This is a genomic window from Streptomyces sp. NPDC015171, from assembly GCF_043079545.1.
In the GTDB taxonomy this organism is placed as follows: domain Bacteria; phylum Actinomycetota; class Actinomycetes; order Streptomycetales; family Streptomycetaceae; genus Streptomyces.
Genome location: NZ_JBIBUO010000013.1, coordinates 177,110 through 198,340 on the forward strand (window position 1 = coordinate 177,110; position 21,231 = coordinate 198,340).

General features: G+C 71.1%; 15 protein-coding genes. 2 read left to right on the forward strand and 13 right to left on the reverse strand.

Annotated features, from left to right (window positions below; all coding sequences use genetic code 11):
* Positions 1-2: 2 nt before the first annotated feature.
* Positions 3-5,174: a trypsin-like peptidase domain-containing protein gene (locus ACF073_RS30685; protein WP_392074668.1), complete on the forward strand. Its 5,172-nt coding sequence runs from the start codon at positions 3-5 to the stop codon at positions 5,172-5,174.
* 61 nt (positions 5,175-5,235) lie between these two features.
* Here ACF073_RS30685 and ACF073_RS30690 read toward each other — a convergent pair whose 3' ends face one another.
* The 4 genes from ACF073_RS30690 to ACF073_RS30705 all read right to left on the reverse strand — a co-directional run bounded on the left by ACF073_RS30690 (position 5,236) and on the right by ACF073_RS30705 (position 8,512).
* Positions 5,236-5,703 (reverse strand): GNAT family N-acetyltransferase, encoded by a 468-nt coding sequence (locus tag ACF073_RS30690; RefSeq protein WP_392074669.1) that lies wholly within the window; start codon positions 5,701-5,703, stop codon positions 5,236-5,238.
* Positions 5,700-6,644: an RluA family pseudouridine synthase gene (locus tag ACF073_RS30695; protein WP_392074670.1), complete on the reverse strand. Its 945-nt coding sequence runs from the start codon at positions 6,642-6,644 to the stop codon at positions 5,700-5,702. Before ACF073_RS30695 ends, ACF073_RS30690 begins: the two co-directional genes overlap by 4 nt.
* Positions 6,645-6,711: 67 nt before the next feature.
* Complete coding sequence (lspA, locus tag ACF073_RS30700) at positions 6,712-7,347, reverse strand: signal peptidase II (RefSeq protein ID WP_392074671.1); 636 nt, start codon at positions 7,345-7,347, stop codon at positions 6,712-6,714.
* A 67-nt stretch (positions 7,348-7,414) separates the two neighbouring features.
* A complete protein-coding gene (locus ACF073_RS30705) occupies positions 7,415-8,512 on the reverse strand; it encodes a TraR/DksA family transcriptional regulator (RefSeq protein ID WP_392074672.1) in 1,098 nt (365 codons plus the stop codon).
* A gap of 605 nt (positions 8,513-9,117) precedes the next feature.
* On the opposite strand from ACF073_RS30705, the gene ileS reads away from it, so the two are divergent.
* Positions 9,118-12,261: an isoleucine--tRNA ligase gene (gene ileS / locus ACF073_RS30710; RefSeq protein WP_392074673.1), complete on the forward strand. Its 3,144-nt coding sequence runs from the start codon at positions 9,118-9,120 to the stop codon at positions 12,259-12,261.
* Between the two features lie 393 nt (positions 12,262-12,654).
* Here the strand turns inward: ileS and ACF073_RS30715 are convergent, their stop codons facing one another.
* The 9 genes from ACF073_RS30715 to ftsW form a co-directional block, all read right to left on the reverse strand.
* Positions 12,655-13,836 (reverse strand): DivIVA domain-containing protein, encoded by a 1,182-nt coding sequence (locus ACF073_RS30715; RefSeq protein WP_392074674.1) that lies wholly within the window; start codon positions 13,834-13,836, stop codon positions 12,655-12,657.
* A gap of 52 nt (positions 13,837-13,888) precedes the next feature.
* Positions 13,889-14,179 carry a YggT family protein gene (locus ACF073_RS30720; RefSeq protein ID WP_356116485.1) on the reverse strand — a complete coding sequence of 97 codons (291 nt, stop codon included), beginning with the start codon at positions 14,177-14,179 and terminating at the stop codon, positions 13,889-13,891.
* Positions 14,180-14,239: 60 nt separating this feature from the next.
* The gene (locus ACF073_RS30725) at positions 14,240-14,881 is read right to left on the reverse strand and encodes a cell division protein SepF (protein WP_392074675.1); all 642 of its coding nucleotides are present in this window, start codon (positions 14,879-14,881) and stop codon (positions 14,240-14,242) included.
* 127 nt (positions 14,882-15,008) lie between these two features.
* Positions 15,009-15,728, reverse strand: a complete 720-nt coding sequence (locus ACF073_RS30730; protein WP_392074676.1) for a YggS family pyridoxal phosphate-dependent enzyme — start codon at positions 15,726-15,728, stop codon at positions 15,009-15,011.
* Between the two features lie 6 nt (positions 15,729-15,734).
* Positions 15,735-16,463, reverse strand: a complete 729-nt coding sequence (gene pgeF / locus ACF073_RS30735) for a peptidoglycan editing factor PgeF (RefSeq protein WP_392074677.1) — start codon at positions 16,461-16,463, stop codon at positions 15,735-15,737.
* Positions 16,460-17,668: a cell division protein FtsZ gene (ftsZ, locus tag ACF073_RS30740; protein ID WP_392074678.1), complete on the reverse strand. Its 1,209-nt coding sequence runs from the start codon at positions 17,666-17,668 to the stop codon at positions 16,460-16,462. The genes pgeF and ftsZ overlap by 4 nt, the downstream gene beginning before the upstream one ends.
* Positions 17,669-17,947: 279 nt before the next feature.
* A complete protein-coding gene (locus ACF073_RS30745; protein ID WP_392074758.1) occupies positions 17,948-18,742 on the reverse strand; it encodes a cell division protein FtsQ/DivIB in 795 nt (264 codons plus the stop codon).
* Between the two features lie 26 nt (positions 18,743-18,768).
* The gene (gene murG, locus ACF073_RS30750; RefSeq protein ID WP_392074679.1) at positions 18,769-19,857 is read right to left on the reverse strand and encodes an undecaprenyldiphospho-muramoylpentapeptide beta-N-acetylglucosaminyltransferase; all 1,089 of its coding nucleotides are present in this window, start codon (positions 19,855-19,857) and stop codon (positions 18,769-18,771) included.
* Positions 19,858-19,863: 6 nt separating this feature from the next.
* A complete protein-coding gene (gene ftsW, locus ACF073_RS30755; protein WP_392074680.1) occupies positions 19,864-21,228 on the reverse strand; it encodes a putative lipid II flippase FtsW in 1,365 nt (454 codons plus the stop codon).
* Between the last annotated feature and the right edge of the window lie 3 nt (positions 21,229-21,231).

The window sequence follows — 21,231 nt, forward strand, 5'->3', positions numbered from 1 at the left end:
CCATGGGGGGCGGGAACGACTACGCGTCGCGTGTCGCGGAAGTCCTGGTGCAGCAGGGCAAGGACGGCATCTACGGCTCGGGCTATCTCATCAGCAGAACGCTGGTGCTGACCGCCGGGCATCTGCTCAGGCTGCCGGCGGCCGGTGCCGGGGCGCGCACCATCAGCGTCATGCTCGGCGGCGCACCGGAGAAGCGCCCCGCCGACGTGGCGTGGTGTTCGACGACACGGGATCTGGCGCTCGTGAAACTGCGTGAGCCCGTGCCCGACGTACCACTGGTCCGCTTCGGCCGCCTGTCCTCGGGACCCGGCGGGGTGCAGGTGTCGGCCAACGGCTTCCCCCGCTTCGCCCGCCGCCCGGAGCGGTCCGGTCTTGCCGGGCGCGAGAGCTTCGCGCCCCTGGGCACGGTCCGGCTCGGCTCGAACCTGAAATCCGGCCTGCTGGACATCGCGATCACCGATGCGCCCAGCTTGCCGTCCCAGGACGACGATGTGTGGAAGGGCATGTCGGGGGCCGCCTTCTTCACCGCGGAGGGGCACTTCCTCATCGGTGTGCAGCATCAGTGGCGGCCCACCTGGGGACCGAACAGCGTCGAGGCCGAACCGATCGCCGAGGTCCTGGACGATCCCGGTTTCCAGGACGCGCTGATGGCCGACGGCATCAGGAAGAAGAAGATCACGGCCGCCCATGTCGCCCGTCCCGGCGACGACGGCCCGCTGTCCGCGGTGGTCGACCAGGACGATCTGCTCGCCGGCCTGACCGGCTTCAAGAAGAACCTCATCTCCGACCACCTGCCGTTCGTCCCTCCCGGCACGGAGCACGAGGCCGACCCCGACCGGATCATGCGGCGCATCCTGGAAGGCGCGGACGACGGTCTGCTGCTCGTCGGCACGGCCGGCACCGGCAAGACGCGCACCGGGATCGAGGTGGGCCGGCTGGCCCAGGCGGCCGGCTGGCGGGTGCTGCACGTCCGGCCCGGCGGGTCGGCGTCCCTGGTCGAGGAGATCGCGAAGGAGGTCATGGCCGACTCCCGGGACGTCCTCGTGGTGCTGGACTACCTCAACCTCTTCCTGAGCGAGAAGGAAGGCGAGTCCCAGTTCGACCTGGAGGCGGTCAAGGGCCGTCTGATCCCCGATGCGGAGAAGGCGGGCATCGGAGTGGTCTTCCTGGCGTCGGTGCGGCCGGGCTGGCTGCAGCAGCACAGGAGCCGCCTGCGGTCCTTCTTCGGGGAGGTGCACCTGCGGCAGGACGAGGAGTTCCTGCGGGCCGTCGCCGAGCGGGGCCTGCACCGGCTCGCCCCGACGGCCGTGGCCGAGCTGGGCCTGGAGCACATGCGGCGGCTGTGCGGGCGCCGCCCCATCCTCACCCTGCTCATCGCCTCCGAGGTGGAACGCCGGGTGCGGCGCGGCCTCGGCACGCCCGACATCGCGGGCATGCGCGAGGGCGGGGAGCTGGCCAAATGGCTGCACGCCCGGCTGCACGAGGACGCTCTCACCGTGCCGGCCCCCCGGTCGCCCCTCGACGGCGTCCACGCCTCGGACGACCTGGTCGCCGCCGCTGCCGCTGCCGTGGCGTGCCCGCAGCCGGAGCCCGAGGTACGGACCGCGGCCCGCGCCGCCCTGACCGGCACGCCCAGCGGCGCCGACCGAGCCGACACCGTCATCGACGCCCTGCTCGGCCTCGGGTGGCTGGAGGGCGGGAGCGGGCATCTGGAAGTGGCCCACGACATCGTCTGCGACCAGCTGACCGATTCGGTGATCCGCCCCGACGGCACCCGGGTCGACAGAACCCGCACGCACGACCTGCTGTCCGGCTGCTTCACCGAGGCCCGCACCATCGGCCGCTACACGACGAACCTCGCCCGGCTGCTCAACGACCTCGCGCCACGGCAGCGGGACGCGGAGGTCGGCGCCGCCCTGGCGGACTGGTTCGCCCAGAACGCCACCACCATCGGTGAGGTCATGCAGCGTGACCCCGACGTCGGTGGCTACGCGCTGGGCGCGATCTGCTCGGGCCCGCCGTGGGCCGTCCCCCTGGTGGAGCACTGGCACGAGATCGTCGACCCCTGGCTGGACGAGTACGGCGACACCGTCAACGCACGCCATGTCCTGCGCCGCGGTCTCAAGCACCTGCCGGCCGACGCCGCCCAGCGCCTCGTGCCCACCGCGGTCCGCTGGCTGGAGCTGCACAACCGGCGCCGCGAGGGCAGCTTCGTGCTGGACATCCTGCTCGAACGCGACGGGCTCGGTACGGCCTACCTCGCGGACGTCCTGCAGTCGACCGTGACCTGGCTGGCCGGCAACTCCTCCCTGGCCGAGGCGAGCCATCTGTTCGCCAGGATGCTGGTGCGCAGGGACCTGACCCGGCACCAGGAAGACCGGATCACGGCCGCCGCCATCCGGTGGCTCGACCACCACAGGGGCAGGCGCGAGGCCACCTATGTGCTCGCCCCTCTCCTCGAACACCCGGCTCTGCGGCTGAACGCGCGCAAGGCCGTCCGGGCCGCCGAGTCGTGGCTTGAGGAACACGGGACCGGACCGGACGCCTGCCATGTGATCGCCAAGCTGCTCTCCCGCGACGACCTCACCCCCGACCTGCGGACGACGACCTTCCGGCATGCGGGGGAATGGCTCGGCACCCACGGTCTCCCGCAGGAGGCCAGTCATGTGATCAGCAAAATGCTCACACGCGGCGACCTGGACGACGGCGAGCTGCGCGAAGCGGTGCGGACCGGGATCGCCTGGACGAAGGCGCAGCCGATCGAGTCCAACTGGACATACGTACTGGAAGCCGTGCTCAAGCGCCACGACCTGACCGAGGAGGAACGCGGGGCCGCCGTCCTGCTCGCCGACGCGTGGCTGGCGGAGCACGCCGAGGACCCGGCCGCCGACTTCTTCGTCCGCACCGTGCTCGAACGGCCCGACCTGCGGGCCGAGGAGACCCGGCGGATGGTGGCCTACGCCGATCTCTGGCTGCGGGAGCACCTGCTGGAGCCCAAGGCGGACCGCATCGTCAACTTTCTCCTCACCGACGGCCGGCTCACCGCGGACGAGCGCCGCATGGCGACGCGGTACGCCGAGCAGCGCCTCGCGGGGCGTCCGCACGACGAGGAGAACAGCTTCGCCCTGTCCGCCCTCCTGGGACAGCAGCACGACAGGAACGGTGCGGAGACCGCGGGGCATGTATCGGCCGCGCTCGACTGGCTCGACGCGCACGGGACCGCCCCGTCGGCCAGCCACGTCCTCCGTGTCCTGCTGGAGCGACAGCAGTTGACCGCCGACGTCGTGACCCGGACCGCCGCCACAGCCCTGGCATGGCTCGACCGCCACCCGTCCGACACCGGTACCAGTTTCGTCCTCTCGGCGCTGCTGTCCCGGAACGACCTGCCCGCCGAGTCCGCCCCGGCCGCTCTGTCCCGGGCGGTGGAGTGGCTGGCGCGCAACGACCGCGAGCAGTCCGCGGGCGGGGTCCTGTTCACCCTGGTGCTGCGGCGGGACCTGGACGGCGGGCAGCTGCGCACGGTCTTCGCCCACTGCCTCGGGTGGCTCGATCGCCATCCGGCCGATGTGCCGATGGCAGGCCGCATCCTCGGCAGCCTGGTGTTCCGGAGCGACCTCGAACCGGCCGAGATCGAGCAGGCCGTCGGCCGCGCGCTGCCCTGGGCGGTGGCGCACCTGGAGAATCACTGGTCGGAGCGCACGGTACGGGCCCTGGTACGCCGTGAGGAGCTGACCGCGACCGACCGGGGCGTCGTGATCGAACTCGCCACCGTCTGGGCCGACACGCACAGCGCGCACCCCATCGCGGCCAACCTCCTCGTGGAACTCCTGGGCCGGGCGGAACTCACCGACGGACAGCGGGCCCGGGTCGTCGCGGCCGGCTCCAGGTGGGCGGCGGCGCACCCCGACAACCCGAAGACCGCCGCCCTGCACGCGGCCCAGGTCAAGGCGGCCACCGCCGCCGAGGCCGCGCACTCGATCTCCGAAGCCGTTGCCCAGCTCAACCGGGGCAACGGCGAACTGCCCCCGTACGAGCTGTTCAAGGCCGTGCTCAGCCAGTCGCAGCTGGCGCAGGACGCGTTCGAGTCGGTCGCCGCCGTCGTGCTGGACTGGACGGACGCCCACCGGGACAGCCCGGACAGCGTCTGGCACCTCGGCTTCCTGCTCAGCAAGCGACGCCTCACCGGCACGTCCCTGGACCGCGCCTACGCCACGGCGGACCGCTGGCTGACCCGCCATGTCTCGACGCTCCAAGCCAGCTCCGTGCTGGCGGGCCTGCTCGACCAGGACGACCTCGGCCGGGGCCGGCTGGAGACGGCCCTGACGCACTGCGAACAGTGGCTGCGCCTGCACGCCGCCCTGAACGACGCCCACTACGTGCTCAAGAAGCTGCTCGCCCGCGACGACCTGGCGCCGGACGAGCGGCGCAGGGTGGTGGACACGGCTCTCGCCTGGCTGGAGCCGCACGGCGGCACCGAACAGGCGGCGCATCTGCTGAGTCTGCTCAACTCCTCGCCATCGCTGACGCCGAAGGACCTCATTCCGCTGGTCGAGCACTCGCTGGCCTGGGTGAGGGCCGAGCGCGGCAGCCGTGGCATCCAGTCCGTCCTGGAGCCCCTGCTCGAACGCTTCGACCTCACACCGTCCCAGCTGGAGAGCGTCGCCTCCTGCGCGCTGCGCTGGAGCGACGACAACTACGGGGAGATCAGCGCGCCCAGGCTGCTGAAGGCTGTCCTGTGCCGGACGGACATCCCCAGCCAGGTCTCGGCCGCCTCGGTCGACCTCGCCTACCGCTGGATCCGCCCCGACCCCACCACGTTCGACACCTGCTTCTTCCTCGACGCCCTGCTGCGCGTGCGCGACCTGCCGGCCGACCGGCTCGCCTCCGTGGTGACCTGGTCCTTCGACTGGCTCGGCGCACACATGCCGAAGTTCAAGTCCCGCCTGGTCCTGAGGTCCCTGCTCGCCCTGGAACGCCTCCCGGAGGAGCAGGCACGCCGGGCCGGGGAGTACGCGCTGGCCTGGCTGCGTGCTTACGAGGAGAGCTTCACCACCCCGACGAGGGGGCGGCACGGGCAGGAGATCGTCGAGCTGCTCCTCACCCGCACCGGCATGGACGAGGACACGGCCGAACAGGCCCGCTACTTCGCCACACTGCTCGAACGGGCCGCGTGAGCCGGCGCCCCGGGCCGGAACTCCTGAACGGCGCCCTGCTCACATCCGTGGCCGCCGGCCCCTACAGGGCCCGGCGCATCGCCCGGTGCGGGATGCCGGCGTCCGGGAACTCCGGTCCGTACGCCGTGTAGCCGAGCCGCTCGTAGAAACCGAGGGCCTGGGTCTGCGCGTGCAGGTCCACGGCGGTCAGGCCGCGGGCGCGGGCCGCGTCCTCGATGGCGCGCACCAGGGCGGCGCCGACGCCGAGCCCGCGTGCCGCCTCGGAGACGGCGAGCCGGCCCAGCGAACCGACCGCCGGGTCGCCGCCGGTCTTCGCGGCCGCCGCCTCGCCGTGCAGCAGCCGCCCGGTGCCCAGCGGCAGCCCGTCCTCGCGGAGCGCCAGCACGTGCACGGCCACGGCGTCGTAGGCGTCGTACTCGATGTCCTCGTCGACGCCCTGCTCCAGGACGAAGACCTCCTTGCGGACCGCGAAGCAGGCCTCGCGGTCGGCGGGGTCCTCCGCGACCCGGACGGTGCAGGGCGGGCTCATCCCCACGTCTCCTCACGGACCTGGTCGAGGGCGTTCTGGAGGTCCGCGGGGTACTCGCTCGCGAACTCCACCCAGGAGCCGTCGCCGGGGTGCTCGAAGCCGAGGCGCACGGCGTGCAGCCACTGGCGGGTCAGGTGCAGCCGCTTGGCCAGGGTCGGGTCGGCGCCGTAGGTGAGGTCGCCGACGCACGGGTGGCGGTGCGCCGACATGTGGACGCGGATCTGGTGGGTGCGGCCGGTCTCCAGCTTCACGTCGAGCAGGGAGGCGGAGCGGAAGGCCTCGATGAGGTCGTAGTGGGTCACGGAGGGCTTGCCCTCGGCCGTGACCGCCCACTTGTAGTCGTGGTTCGGGTGGCGGCCGATCGGGGCGTCGATGGTGCCGCTGGTCGGGTCGGGGTGGCCCTGGACCAGGGTGTGGTAGCGCTTGTCGACCGTGCGCTCCTTGAACTGGCGCTTGAGCGACGTGTACGCGTACTCCGACTTGGCGACCGCCATCAGGCCCGAGGTGCCGACGTCCAGACGGTGCACGATGCCCTGGCGCTCGGCGGCACCGGACGTGGAGATCCGGTATCCGGCGGCGGCGAGGCCGCCGATCACGGTCGGTCCCGACCAGCCCGGCGACGGGTGCGCGGCCACACCGACCGGCTTGACGATCACGACCACGTCATCGTCGTCGTGCACGATCTCCATGCCCTCGACCGGCTCGGCGACCACCTGCACCGGCGCGGGCGCCTGCGGCATCTCGACCTCCAGCCAGGCGCCGCCGCGCACCCGCTCGGACTTGCCGACCACCGCGCCGTCGACCTGGACCTTGCCGGCGGCGGCAAGCTCCGCCGCCTTCGTGCGGGAGAAGCCGAACATTCGGGAGATGGCGGCGTCGACGCGCTCGCCCTCCAGGCCGTCGGGCACGGGCAGGGTGCGGATCTCGGGAATCGTGCTCACCCGTCGAGTATGCCGGACGGGGCCACGGCCGCCGAACGGGCCTGTGGACAACTCCCGCGCTTCGCGCTCAGTCCTTGTGGACCGTGCCGTCGGGGTCGAGGCCGCGGAAGGACAGCAGCACGATCAGGATGCCGCCGCACACGATCGCCGAATCGGCGAGGTTGAAGACCGCGAAGCCCTGGGGCGCGATGAAGTCCACCACCTCGCCCTCGAAGACGCCCGGCGCCCGGAAGATCCGGTCGGTGAGGTTGCCGAGCGCACCGCCGAGCAGCAGGCCGAGCGCGACCGCCCAGGGGAAGCTGTACAGCTTGCGGGCCAGCCGGATGATCACCACGATCACGGCAGCGGCGATCAGCGTGAAGATCACCGTGAAGGCCGCGCCGAACCCGAAGGCGGCACCGGGGTTGCGGATCGCGTGCAGTTCCAGCAGGTCCCCGAGGACCCGGATCGGCGCGCGGCCCTCCAGCCGCGAGACGACGAGCATCTTGCTGATCAGGTCGAGGGCGTACGCGAACGCGGCCACCGCGAACAGCACGGCGATCCGGCGCCCGCGGCCGGTCCGCTGGGCGGCCGGGGTCTGCCGCTCGTCCGTGCCGGCCTCCCCGGTCGCGGCGGAGCCGGCGGGTGCGCCGGCCGCCGCCGTCCGTTCGCCGCCGTCGTCCGGGGTGTCCGGCGTACCGATGATGCGCTCCGCCTCTGCCACGTGAGTCCCTCAACCTAGGTGCCTGACTGAGGACGAGACTACGGCACACCTCGCGAGCCCCCCATGCTCAGGAGCGGCGTTCCTGCTTCTGCTTGCACTCCACGCACAGCGTGGCCCTCGGGAAGGCCTGCATCCGGGCCTTGCCGATGGGATTGCCGCAGTTCTCGCACAGGCCGTAGGTGCCCGAGTCCAGTCGGTCCAGGGCGCGCTCGGTCTGGATCAGCATCTCGCGCGCGTTGGCGGCCAGCGCCATCTCGTGCTCGCGCGTGATGTTCTTGGTGCCGGTGTCGGCCTGGTCGTCGCCGGCGCCGTCCCCGGAGTCCCGCATCAGGCCGACGATGGACGCCTCGGAGGAGCTGATCTCCTCCCGCAGCCGCGTCATCTCGGACTCCAGCTCGGCGCGGGCCTCGGCGACCTCCTCAGGGGTCCAGGGGTCCTCACCGGGGCGTACCGCCAGCTCGGCGGGCTCGGCCGCCGCGATCCGCGCCTTCGGAACGGCGGTCTGGTCCGTCGTGGCCGTGCCAGGAGTCTTCTTCGCAACCACGGTCGTGGCTCCCGTCTGCTTGGCGGCCCGCGCCGCGCCCGCTTTCTTGGCCGTGCTCTTCCCGGCCGCCGCTTTCTCGCCCGCGGCCTTCCTGCCCTTGCCCTCGGCCTTCCCGGTGACGGTCTTCTCGGCGACGATCTTGTCTGCGGCCGTCTTCTTCGCGGCCACCGCCCTCGCGGCCGGCTTCCTGCCGGCCTCCTCCTTGCCGGCCTCCTCCTCGCCAGCCGCCGGCTTCCCGGCAGCGGCCTTCTCCGCGGCGGCCTTCTTCGCAGGGGCCTTCTTGGCGGCGGCCTTCTTGGCCGCTACGTCCTTGTGGGCCGCGTCCTTGTGCGCCGCGCCCTTGTGCGCCGCGTCCCCGTGCGCGGCCTCCTTGCCGTCCGGCTTCACGGCACGCGACTCCTCGGCGGGCGTCCTGCCGCCGGTCGCCTGCCCAGCCGTCTCGTCGGCCGTCGCGTCGACAGCCTTCTCAGCCGTCGCCTCGGCCGTCGCCTTCTCGGCGGCCGTCTTCGTCGACGTCGCATTCATGGCGGCCGTCTTGCCCGGGGCCGTCTTCTTGGTGGCAGGCCTCGCGCCGGATTTCCCGGTCGCCGGCTGCTGTACGGCGGTCTTCTTCGCCACCATGGCCGCGACCCCTTCACATATTGTGATCTTGCTCGCGAATCGTGCTGGGACGATAAATCGACTTGAGTCCCGCGGCAACGGGGCACACCGCCCGATTCGCCCGCCCGCACCCCCCGCGCCACGGGCCTGCATCCGTTGTGCCCAGCTCCCCGCCGGGTAATCCGCCGGGCCCCGCCGGCCCGAACCAGCGCGCCCGCACCCTCGCCATTCGGGTCATAAGAGCAGGTCACGCGAGATCCGCCCGCGCGCCGGGGAAAACCGGTCCGCCGCTGTCCGCGCGGCGCCGTACACTGGGCGCAGCGAGAAGCGTGGATGGGGACGAGTAGCGGCGTAGGCAGCCCAGAGCGACCCGGGGACGGTGTGAGCCCGGGGGCCGGCGCGACGTGAAGATCACCCCGGAGCCGCCGGAGGAAAGCCGCAGCCGCGAGGCCGGGGCGAGTAGAACCGGCATCGCGACCCCAATGAGGGGGCTCACCGACGTGTACGGCGCGGCGGCGGGCCAAGGAGGGTGGTACCGCGGGAGCGCGCCGCACACGGCGTAGACAGGAACGAAGGCTCTCGTCCCTCCGACGGAAGGCAGCAAGTCCGTTGGAGGATGCTCGCAGATGACAGCGCCGACGTACCGCCAGGTGCCCGCACAGGTCGACCTGCCCGCCCTTGAGCACGCCGTGCTCGACTTCTGGCGCGAGCAGAAGATCTTCGCGAAGAGCCTGGAGCAGTCCGAGGGCCGCCCGGAGTGGGTGTTCTACGAGGGCCCGCCCACCGCCAACGGCATGCCGGGCGCGCATCACATCGAGGCGCGCGTCTTCAAGGACGTCTTCCCCCGCTTCCGCACGATGCGCGGCTACCACGTGGGCCGCAAGGCCGGCTGGGACTGCCACGGCCTGCCCGTCGAGCTGGCCGTCGAGAAGGAGCTCGGCTTCTCCGGCAAGCAGGACATCGAGGCGTACGGCATCGCCGAGTTCAACGCCAAGTGCCGCGAGTCCGTGACCCGGCACACCGACGCGTTCGCCGAGCTGACGACCCGCATGGGCTACTGGGTCGACCTGGACGACGCCTACCGGACCATGGACCCCGAGTACGTGGAGTCCGTCTGGTGGTCGCTGAAGGAGATCTTCGGCAAGGGCCTGCTGGTCCAGGACCACCGCGTCGCCCCCTGGTGCCCGCGCTGCGGCACCGGCCTGTCCGACCACGAGCTGGCGCAGGGCTACGAGACGGTCGTCGACCCGTCCGTGTACGTCCGTTTCCCGCTCACCTCCGGTCCGCTCGCCGGCGAGGCCGCGCTCCTGGTGTGGACGACGACCCCCTGGACCCTGGTGTCCAACACGGCGGTCGCCGCGCACCCCGACGTCACCTACGTCGTCGCCACCGACGGCGAGGAGAAGGTCGTCGTCGCCGAGCCGCTCGTCGCCAAGGCGCTCGGCGAGGGCTGGGAGACCACGGGCCAGACCTTCACCGGCGCCGAGATGGAGCGCTGGACCTATCAACGTCCGTTCGAGCTGGTGGAGTTCCCGGAGCCGGCCCACTACGTGGTCAACGCCGACTACGTGACCACCGAGGACGGTACGGGTCTGGTCCACCAGTCCCCGGCCTTCGGTGAGGACGACCTCAAGGTCTGCCGCTCCTACGGCCTGCCCGTGGTCAACCCGGTCCGCCCGGACGGCACCTTCGAGGAGGACGTCCCGCTGGTCGGCGGCGTCTTCTTCAAGAAGGCGGACGAAAAGCTCACCGAGGACCTGAAGCAGCGCGGCCTCCTCTTCAAGCACCTGCCGTACGAACACAGCTACCCGCACTGCTGGCGCTGCCACACCGCGCTGCTCTACTACGCGCAGCCCTCCTGGTACATTCGCACGACGGCGGTCAAGGACCGCCTGATCCAGGAGAACGAGAAGACCAACTGGTTCCCGGAGACGGTCAAGCACGGCCGCTTCGGTGACTGGCTGAGCAACAACATCGACTGGGCGCTGTCCCGCAACCGCTACTGGGGCACCCCCCTGCCGATCTGGCGCTGCGAGGACGACCACCTCACCGTCGCCGGCTCCCGCGCGGAGCTGACCGAGCTGACCGGCACGGACCAGTCGGGCCTCGACCCGCACCGCCCGTACATCGACGCGGTCACCTTCGCCTGCCGTCACGACGGCTGCGGCAAGACGGCCACGCGCGTGCCGGAGGTCATCGACGCCTGGTACGACTCGGGCTCGATGCCGTTCGCGCAGTGGGGCTACCCCCACAAGAACAAGGAGCTGTTCGAGAGCCGGTACCCGGCGCAGTTCATCTCCGAGGCGATCGACCAGACGCGAGGGTGGTTCTACACCCTCATGGCGGTCGGCACCCTCGTCTTCGACAAGTCGTCGTACGAGAACGTCGTCTGCCTGGGGCACATCCTCGCCGAGGACGGCCGCAAGATGTCCAAGCACCTGGGCAACACCCTGGACCCGATCCCGCTGATGGACCGGCACGGCGCCGACGCGGTGCGCTGGTTCATGGCGGCCGGCGGTTCCCCGTGGGCGGCCCGCCGGGTCGGCCACGGCACCATCCAGGAGGTCGTCCGCAAGACGCTCCTCACCTACTGGAACACGGTCGCCTTCCAGGCGCTGTACGCCCGTACGTCGAACTGGGCGCCGTCCGCCGCCGACCCGGCCCCGGCCGAGCGCCCGGTGCTGGACCGCTGGCTGCTGTCCGAGCTGCACGCGCTGACCGACCAGGTGACCCAGGCGCTGGAGGCGTACGACACCCAGCGCGCAGGCAAGCTGCTCTCCGCGTTCGTCGACGACCTGTCGAACTGGTACGTCCGCCGCTCGCGCCGCCGCTTCTGGCAGGGCGACAAGGCCGCGCTGCGCACCCTGCACGAGGTGCTGGAGACGGTCACCAAGCTGATGGCCCCGATCACCCCGTTCATCGCCGAGCGGGTGTGGCAGGACCTGGTCGTTCCGGTCACCCCGGGCGCCCCGGAGTCCGTGCACCTGGCCGGCTGGCCGGAGGCGGACCTGTCGGCGATCGACCCGGAGCTGTCCCGGCAGATGGTCCTGGTCCGCCGGCTGGTGGAGCTGGGCCGCGCCACGCGCGCGGAGTCGGGCGTCAAGACCCGTCAGCCGCTGTCCCGTGCGCTGATCGCGGCCACCGGTTTCGAGAACCTCGACCCGGAGCTGCACGCGCAGATCACCGAGGAGCTGAACGTCGAGGGGCTGGCCTCGCTCAGCGAGGTCGGCGGCAGCCTCGTCGACACCACCGCCAAGGCCAACTTCCGGGCGCTCGGCAAGCGGTTCGGCAAGCGGGTCCAGGAAGTGGCGAAGGCCGTCGCGGGCGCCGACGCGGCCGCCCTCTCGCTCGCCCTGCGCCAGGGCACGGCCTCCGTCGAGGTCGACGGTGAGACGGTCGCCCTCGCCCCGGACGAGGTGATCATCACGGAGACGCCGCGCGAGGGCTGGTCGGTGGCCTCCGACTCCGGTGCCACGGTGGCGCTGGACCTGGAGATCACCGAGGAGCTGCGGCAGGCGGGCCTGGCCCGTGACGCGATCCGGCTGATCCAGGAGTCCCGCAAGAACAGCGGCCTGGACGTCGCCGACCGGATCGCCCTGCGCTGGACGTCCACGGACCCGGCGGTCATCGCGGGCCTCTCCGAGCACGCCGGACTGATCGCCGACGAGGTCCTCGCCACCGACTTCGCCCAGGGCGAGGCGGATGACACCTTCGGCGAGCCGTTCACGGACGAGGGTCTGTCGCTCACGTTCCGCCTGCGCAAGGCGTAGCCGCAGCACAGTCGAAGGCCCGGCCCCCGCTGCGGGGGCCGGGCCTTCGGCGTCCCGGAAAGCGACCGGCCGCGCCGGGGCGGGCCGCCCCTCCCCCCGCGTGCGCGTGCGCGGGACCGCGGTCCGCGCACACCCGCGCGGCGGAGCCGCACAGCGCATGCCCCCATGTCCGCGCATGTCCCGCGCGACGAATGGCGCCGTGGCATCGCGCGACGAACGGCCCCGCGCCCCGCGCCCCGCGCCCCGCGCGAGGATGCCCCCGCAGGAACACTCCGCGCCCCCTGAACCACCGCGCGCAACCCGCGTAAAAAGGGCGCGGCCCCGGATCGAAACCCGGGGCCACGCCCTGAACGCTGCCGACGCCTATGGCGTACTACTCACTGTGCCTGGTGCTCAGTTGTCGTCCTCGTCGATCAGGAACCCACGCATCGGCGAGGGAGCCTGGCCCATCGGGGACGGACCCTGCGGACGGACCGGAGCCATGGGCTGGGTCATCGCGGGGGTCATCTGCTGCTGACCGCCGTAGGACGGGCCGGACGGAGCGGGCGAGCCGCCCATCGTCTGGTTGCCGCCGTAGGACGGGGCGCTCGCGCCGGCCGGTGCCATGGAGGGCGCCGGGGACGGCGGCAGCGAAGCGGTGGCCGGAGTGCGCGGCGGGGCCAGCGAGTCGTCGGCCTGGGTCTCCAGCTGACGCAGCTGCGACTCCAGGTACGACTTCAGCCGCGTGCGGTACTCGCGCTCGAAGCCGCGCAGGTCCTCGACCTTGCGCTCCAGCGTGGCGCGCGCGGACTCCAGGGAGCCCATGGCGACACGGTGCTTCTCCTGCGCGTCCCGCTCCAGGGCGTCGGCCTTGGCTCGGGCGTCGCGCTCCAGACCCTCGGCGCGGCTGCGGGCCTCACCGACGATCTTGTTGGCCTCGGAACGGGCCTCGGCGATCGCCTGGTCGGCGGTCTGCTGGGCCAGCGAGAGGACTCGGGCGGCGCTGTCGCCACCGGGGCCCTGACCGGGGCCGCCCATCGGACCGCCCATGGGGCCGCCCATCGGACCACCCATCTGCTGCTGCATGGGCGGCTGACCACCCATCGGGCCCTGACCCATCGGACCCTGGCCCATCGGACCGGGACCCTGCGGGCCGCCCTGACCACCGGGACCGGCGGGCAGCTGCGGGGCACCGCTCGGCAGCTGGGGCGGGCCACCCATGGGGCCACCCATCTGCTGCTGCGGCGGGCCCGATATGCCGGCGGGCACCGGAGCGCCGGGACCTCGCATGCCCTGCTGCGGCATCCCCTGCTGCGGCATCCCCTGCTGCGGCATGCCCTGCTGAGGCATTCCCTGCTGCGGCATGCCCTGCTGCTGGTCCTGTTCCGGAGGCTTGCGCATGTTCTGCTGGTTCTGGGCAGCGGCTCGTGTCGCCGCGGCCAGCTTCGCGCGCAGGTCCTCGTTCTCGCGGAGCAGACGGGTCAGTTCGGCTTCGACCTCATCGAGGAAGGCATCGACCTCGTCCTCGTCATAGCCTTCTCGGAGGCGGACGGTCGTGAACTGCTTGTTCCGCACGTCCTCGGGGGTCAACGGCATCTCTTCACCTCAACGTAGTCATCGGCAGTCGGCAAGACCGTATCGTCCACTTTCATCTCACGAAGTTCCGCGCAATGGAGATGAGAATGTAGACGATGATCATCAGTACGAAGAAGGACAGGTCGAGCGCCACGCCCCCGAGACGCAGCGGCGGGATGAACCGCCGCAGAAGCTTCAGCGGTGGATCGGTGACAGTGTAGGTGGCCTCCAGTACGACCACCATCGCCTTGCCGGGTTGCCATGAGCGGGCGAACTGGAAGACGTAGTCCATGACGAGCCGGAAAATGAGCACGACGAGGAACACCATCAGCGCGATGTAGATCACCTGCGCGAACACGCTCATGGCTTGTGGTTCCCTCTCCCCTGTCCCATGTTCTTCCGTGCGTCGATCCGGTCGTACGTCTCAGCTCTGGTTGAAGAACCCGCCCTCTGCGATGCGGGCCTTGTCCTCCGCCGTGACATCGACGTTAGCAGGAGACAACAGGAACACCTTCTGCGTCACCCGCTCGATACTGCCGTGAAGACCAAACACCAAACCGGCCGCAAAGTCGACAAGTCGCTTCGCATCTGTGTCATCCATCTCAGTCAGATTCATGATCACCGGAGTGCCCTCGCGGAAGTGTTCCCCGATGGTACGGGCCTCGTTGTAGGTCCGGGGGTGAAGTGTGGTGATCCGGTACGGCTCTCGTTCCGACACGACCTTGGGCATGATCACCGGCGCGTTCTTCTCCAGGGACTGGCGTTCTTGTGTGATGGATGCCACGGGCGCGATGCGCGCCGGGCGTCCGGATTCCGCGGCGAGCGAAGCCGAACGGGCCACCGGTTCGCGAGGCGTGGGCGGTTGCACGATTCGCACCTCTTCGTCCCTTTGGGACTGATGCGCGCTGTGCGGCTGATGTGACGATTCATGCCGTCGGTGGTCCCGCTCGGGCTCCGGGTCGAGTTCGGGCTCGAAATCGTCGTCGGGGTCGAATCCGCGGCCGTCGTACCCATCGTCCTCCACGAGGCCGAGGTAGACCGCCATCTTGCGCATCGCGCCGGCCATGCTCTGAGTCCTCCGCTCTGTGGTGGATCGGCTGACGACTGCCAAGTGCCCGCGATCCACGTGGTCGTGTGCCCACTTCGACGGGCATTGACCATATTTTCTGCTGTGGTCCGACTTCCTGGCGACGTTACCCGAGCCTGGGGCGGACTCCGAGTACCGCAGTGCCGACGCGCACATGTGTCGCCCCGGCTGCCACGGCCTGTTCGAGGTCCGCACTCATCCCTGCCGACACCATGGTTGCAGTCGGATGGGCTCGGCGCAGGTCAGTCGACAAATCCATGAGGCGCCCGAACGCCGCCTGTTCACGCCCCGCGTATTCCCCGGTGAGCGGCGCGACGGTCATCAGTCCGTCCAGCCGAAGCCCGGGCGAGCGCGCGACGAGGCCGGCCAACTCGGCGATGCCGCCCGGGGCGACGCCACCGCGCTCCCCCCGCTCGCTCTCACCGGCGTCCAGTGCGACCTGGATCAGGCAGCCCAGCTCGCGTTCGGCGCGCACCGCCTCCTTGGAGAGGGCGGTGACGAGCCGGGAGCGGTCGATCGACTGCACGACATCGGCGTAACCGACCACGGAACGCACCTTGTTGGTCTGCAACTGGCCGACAAAGTGCCACTTGAGGGGCAGATCCGCACAAGCCGCCGCCTTGGGGGCCGCGTCCTGGTCCCGGTTCTCGGCGACGTGCCGCACGCCGAGTTCCGACAGGATCCGCACATCGCTCGCCGGGTAGGTCTTGGTGACCACGATCAGGGTCACCTCTTCCCGCTTGCGCCCGGCCGCCACGCACGCGGCGGTGATGCGCTCCTCCACCTTCGCCAGATTTGCGGCGAGTTCGGTCTTACGGTCCGTCATGCCCTATCAGTCCAGCCAGACATAGCCCGCGAGCCGCCCGGTGGTGCGGTCGCGGCGGTACGAGAAGTGATCGGCCGACTCCAGCGTGCACACCGGCGACTGCGCCCGGTCGCGCACCCCGAGCCGGTCGAGCTGCGCGTGCACGCCGGCGCTCACGTCGACCGCCGGCGTGCCCCAGCTCGTCTCAGCGTGCGCCGCCGGCTCGACGGCCGCCACCTCGGCGCGCATCTCCTGCGGCACCTCGTAGCACCGGCCGCAGACGGCCGGTCCGGTGCGGGCGACGATCCGCTCCGGTGCGGCGCCGAGTTCGATCATGGCCCGTACGGCCGCGGGGACGACCCCCCCGACCATGCCGGGCCGGCCCGCGTGGGCCGCGGCGGCCACCCCGGCGACGGGGTCGGCCAGCAGCACCGGCACGCAGTCGGCGGTCAGGACGGCCAGGGCGAGTCCGCGCCGGGTGGTGGCGATCGCGTCGACCTCCGGCACCGGCCGGTCGCCCCACGCTTCGTCGACCACGGCGACCTCGGCGCCGTGCACCTGGTTCATCCAGACGACCAGGCCCGGGTCGAGGCCGAGCGACTCGGCCGCCAGCTTGCGGTTGCCGTGCACCGCCTCGGGCGCGTCGCCGACGGCGCCGCCGAGGTTCAGCTCCTCATACGGAGCGGCGCTCACCCCGCCCCACCGATCGGTGAAGGCGAAGTGCGCGCCGCTCACGCTCTCGCGCTGTCCTATCACTTGAGGAAGTCCGGAACGTCCAGTTCCTCGGCCGCACTGTCCGCGTAGGTCCGGGGCGACGGGGTCACCGGCGGGGTGACCGGGATGTCGGCCACCGGCTCGGGCACCGGCTCCGGCTCCTCCTTCGGCTTGACGCTGCCGAGGGAGCCGAAGCTGGGCCGGCTGGGCTCGCCGGACCGGGCCGGGGCGGGCTCCTCGCGGCGGGCGGGGCCCGCGGTGGAGGCCGAACCGAGGACGTTGTCCCGGCGGGCCGGCGGCTGTCCGCCGTCGAAGCCGGCCGCGATCACGGTGACCCGGACCTCGTCGCCGAGGGCGTCGTCGATGACCGCGCCGAAGATGATGTTGGCCTCGGGGTGGGCGGCCTCGCTGACCAGCTGGGCCGCCTCGTTGATCTCGAACAGACCGAGGTCGGAGCCGCCGGAGATGGAGAGCAGCACACCCCGGGCGCCGTCGATGGACGCCTCCAGCAGGGGCGAGGAGATCGCCATCTCGGCCGCGGCCACCGCACGGTCGTCGCCGCGGGCCGAGCCGATGCCCATCAGGGCCGAACCGGCCTCGGACATGACCGACTTGACGTCGGCGAAGTCGAGGTTGATCAGACCGGGGGTGGTGATGAGGTCGGTGATGCCCTGAACACCGGAGAGCAGGACCTGGTCGGCGGACTTGAAGGCGTCCAGGACCGAGACCTGGCGGTCCGAGATGGACAGCAGCCGGTCGTTCGGGATGACGATGAGGGTGTCGACCTCTTCGCGCAGCTCGGCGATGCCGTCCTCGGCCTGGTTGGCCCGGCGCCGCCCCTCGAAGGTGAACGGCCGGGTGACCACGCCGATGGTGAGGGCGCCGAGCGAACGCGCGATGTTGGCCACGACGGGGGCGCCGCCGGTGCCGGTGCCGCCGCCTTCGCCGGCCGTCACGAAGACCATGTCGGCCCCCTTGAGGACCTCCTCGATCTCCTCGCGGTGGTCCTCGGCGGCCTTGCGGCCGACGGCCGGGTTGGCTCCGGCGCCGAGTCCGCGGGTGAGCTCGCGGCCGACGTCGAGCTTGACGTCGGCATCGCTCATCAACAGCGCCTGTGCGTCGGTGTTGATGGCGATGAACTCGACGCCCTTGAGACCGACCTCGATCATCCGGTTGATGGCATTGACACCACCGCCGCCGACACCGATGACCTTGATGACTGCGAGGTAGTTCTGCGGTGCTGCCACGTCGAAGGCCTCTCGCCTCGAATTACGTTGTCGCCGCCGCGCGGTGCCCCGCGCGGGGACGACAGATGCCGAATGGGACGGTCCGTAGCGCCGACCCGAACCCTAACCTTGAAGTTTAGGGTTACCAGTGTGTCTGTTCCCTGGAGTCTTCTGAACAGGACACTAAGTCGACAAGTGGCGCCCGTTCAACGAACACGCCGAACCTCCCGTTTTTCTTTTCACCCTATGTGATCAGCCATAGCGGTGCCCAACCAGGGTGCTGGCCTGCGCTGATGTGCGTCAACTCCCCGATGACGCAGGGGCGGTGGGAACGCTGACATCGAAGTACCGCGCCCCGGGAGCTGCTTTCATAAGTGCCGTGAGGGCTCGTGCCTTGGCGCGGCCGTTCTCGCCGCTGCCCCATGCCACCGTGCGCCCGTCGCCCAACTCCAGCGAGATGGCGTCGTAGGAGCGGACTTGGACGGTCCGGGTGGTCTGCGCCACGGCGGCGGGCAGGTCGCCGGCGACCCGGACGGCCTCGCGCACCAGCCGGTCCGAGCCGAAACGCCGGAGGCTCGCGGCGCCGGAATCCTTCCGCGAGGCGGCCAATTCCAGGGTCGGGACGCCTTTCGGCGCCTGCGGAACCGTGGCGAACCGGACACCTTCGTCATCGACTTCGACGAAGTCCCCGCCCTTTCGGACCAACAGAACCGGAGTGCGCTCACTCACTTTCAGGCCGATTCCCTGCGGCCAGGAGCGAACCACATCTACGGTGTCAATTCGGGGCAATTTCCGGCGGAGTCGGGCTTCGATGGCCTCCGTGTCGACGGAAATCATGGGCTTCCCGACGGGCACGGCCGCGGCCTCGCGGACCTGCGCGGGGGTCAGCAGCAGCGTGCCCGACACCGAGACGTGCCGGACCCGCAGCCACGCGGAGCCGTACAACGCCCAGACGGAACCGCCGCCGAGGAGCAGCACGAGAACGGCCAGGATGACGATCGTACGAAGGCGGAGCCGCCCGAGCCTGCGGGCGGACGGCGGGCCGGACGACTCCTGCTGTCGTTCACCGCGCTCGGCGGTCGTCGGTCCGGCCACGCTCATCGCCCTTTCGTCATACGGTCCTAACGGCGCGAGGCGATCGCCTCGTACACCATGCCGACGAGGAGGTCGTCGGCGTCCCGGCGGCCGAACTCGCTTGCCGCGCGGGACATCTCGTACAGCCGGTGCGGGTCGGCGAGCACGGGCAGCACGTTCTGCTGCACCCACTCGGGCGTCAGTTCCGCGTCGTCGACGAGGAGCCCGCCGCCGGCCTTGACCACCGGCTGGGCGTTCAGCCGCTGTTCGCCGTTGCCGATGGGCAGCGGGACGTAGGCGGCCGGGAGCCCGACGGCGGAGAGTTCGGCGACGGTCATCGCGCCCGCGCGGCAGAGCATCATGTCGGCCGCGGCGTACGCGAGGTCCATCCGGTCCAGGTAACTTACCGGGATGTAGGGCGGCATCCCCGGCATCTGGTGCACCTGCGGCAGTTCGTTCTTCGGGCCGACCGCGTGCAGGATCTGGATCCCGGCCTGCTGGAGCCACGGGGCGACCTGCTGGACCACCTCGTTCAGCCGCCGGGCGCCCTGGGAGCCGCCGGAGACCAGCAGCGTGGGCAGGTTCGGGTCGAGGCCGAAGCGGGCGCGGCCCTCCGGGCGGGCGGCGGCGCGGTCCAGCGTGGCGATGGAGCGGCGCAGCGGGATGCCGATGTAGCGGGCGTCACGCAGCTTGCTGTCCGGGGTGGAGACGGCGACCCGGGCCGCGTACCGCGAGCCGATCTTGTTGGCAAGGCCGGGGCGGGCGTTGGCCTCGTGGATCACGATCGGCACCCCGAGGCGCTTGGCGGCCAGGTAGGCGGGCAGGGCGACGTAGCCGCCGAAGCCGACCACGCAGTCCGCCTTGGTGCGCTCCAGGATCTGCTCCGCGGCCTTGATCGTGCCGCGCAGCCGGCCCGGGACGGTGATCAGCTCGGGTGTGGGCTTGCGGGGCAGCGGCACCGCCGGGATCAGTGCCAGCTCATAGCCGCGCTCCGGGACGAGCCGGGTCTCCAGGCCGCGCTCCGTGCCCAGGGCCGTGATCCCCACGGTCGGGTCCTGCCTGCGCAGGGCGTCCGCGAGGGCGAGCGCGGGCTCGATGTGGCCGGCGGTCCCCCCACCGGCGAGTACGACATGCACCGAAATTCACCGCTCTCCGGACGAACGCGCCGCCGAGGCACGCCGTCGCATCGTGTTCCATCTCCGAGGCCCCCGCTCGGCACCAGGACCTCCTGCCCGCTTTCTACCAAAGCGAGGTTGCCGCGTCGCAAGCGCCGCCCGCGCAGCGGGCTCGTCGCGTGCGAAGGCGATCAGCAACCCGATGGCGAACATGGTCGGCAGCAGGGCGGAACCTCCGTAGGAGAACAGCGGGAGAGGGACGCCGGCGATCGGCAGCAGGCCGAGCACCGCACCGATGTTGATCACCGCCTGGGCGGTGATCCAGGTGGTCACACCTCCCGCGGCATACCTCACGAAGGGGTCCTCCGTGCGTCCGGCCACGCGGATACCCGCATAGCCTAGAGCCGCGAACAGGGCGAGCACCGACAGCGTCCCCGCGAGGCCCAGTTCCTCACCGGTGACGGCGAAGATGAAGTCGGTGTGGGCTTCCGGGAGTTGGCCCCATTTTTCCACACTCGCGCCCAGCCCGGAGCCGAAGAGTCCGCCGGAGGCCAGGGCATAGATGCCGTGCACGGCCTGCCAGCAGTCGGCGACCCCCGTCTTGGGCTCGGTGGCTCCGATGCAGGCGAGCCGGGCCATCCGGTTGGGGCTGGTCTTGATCAGGACCACACCGATCAGGCCGGCGACCGACAGCACTCCGGCGAACAACCGAGTCGGCGCCCCCGCGAGCCACAGCAGGCCGAACAGGATCGCTGTGAGAATGATCGCGGTGCCCATGTCGCCGCCGAGCATGATCAGCCCGAGCAGCATGAAGGCGACCGGGACCAGCGGCACCAGCATGTGCTTCCACTGGGTCAGCAGCTTCCGCTCCTGTTTGCGGGCGATCAGGTCCGCCCCCCACAGCACCAGGGCGAGCTTGCCGAACTCGCTGGGCTGGATCTGGAAGGAGCCGCCGAGGGAGATCCAGTTCTGGTTGCCGTTGACCGCCATCCCTATCCCCGGCACCTGCACCAGGGCCATCAGGAAGACGGCTCCGGCCAGGATCGGGTAGGCCAGCGCCCGGTGCAGCTTCACCGGCATGCGGGAGGCGACGAACAGCAGTGCGCCGCCGATGAGCGCGGCGAGGAACTGCTTGCGGAAGAAGTACGACCCGGGCAGCGACAGCTGCAGCGCGGTGATCTGGGAGGCCGAGTAGACCATCACCAGGCCCAGCACGGTGATCAGGACGCTGCCGCCGAGGATCAGGTAGTAGGCGGTCAGCGGCCGGTCCCAGGCCTTCCGCGCCCGCAGATAGAGCCGTTGGACGGCGTTCTCGCGCGGGGGACGGCTGACGGGGGGACGGCGGGACGCCCGCTGCACGGGCGGCCTGCCACCGGTACGGCTACTGGGCATCGG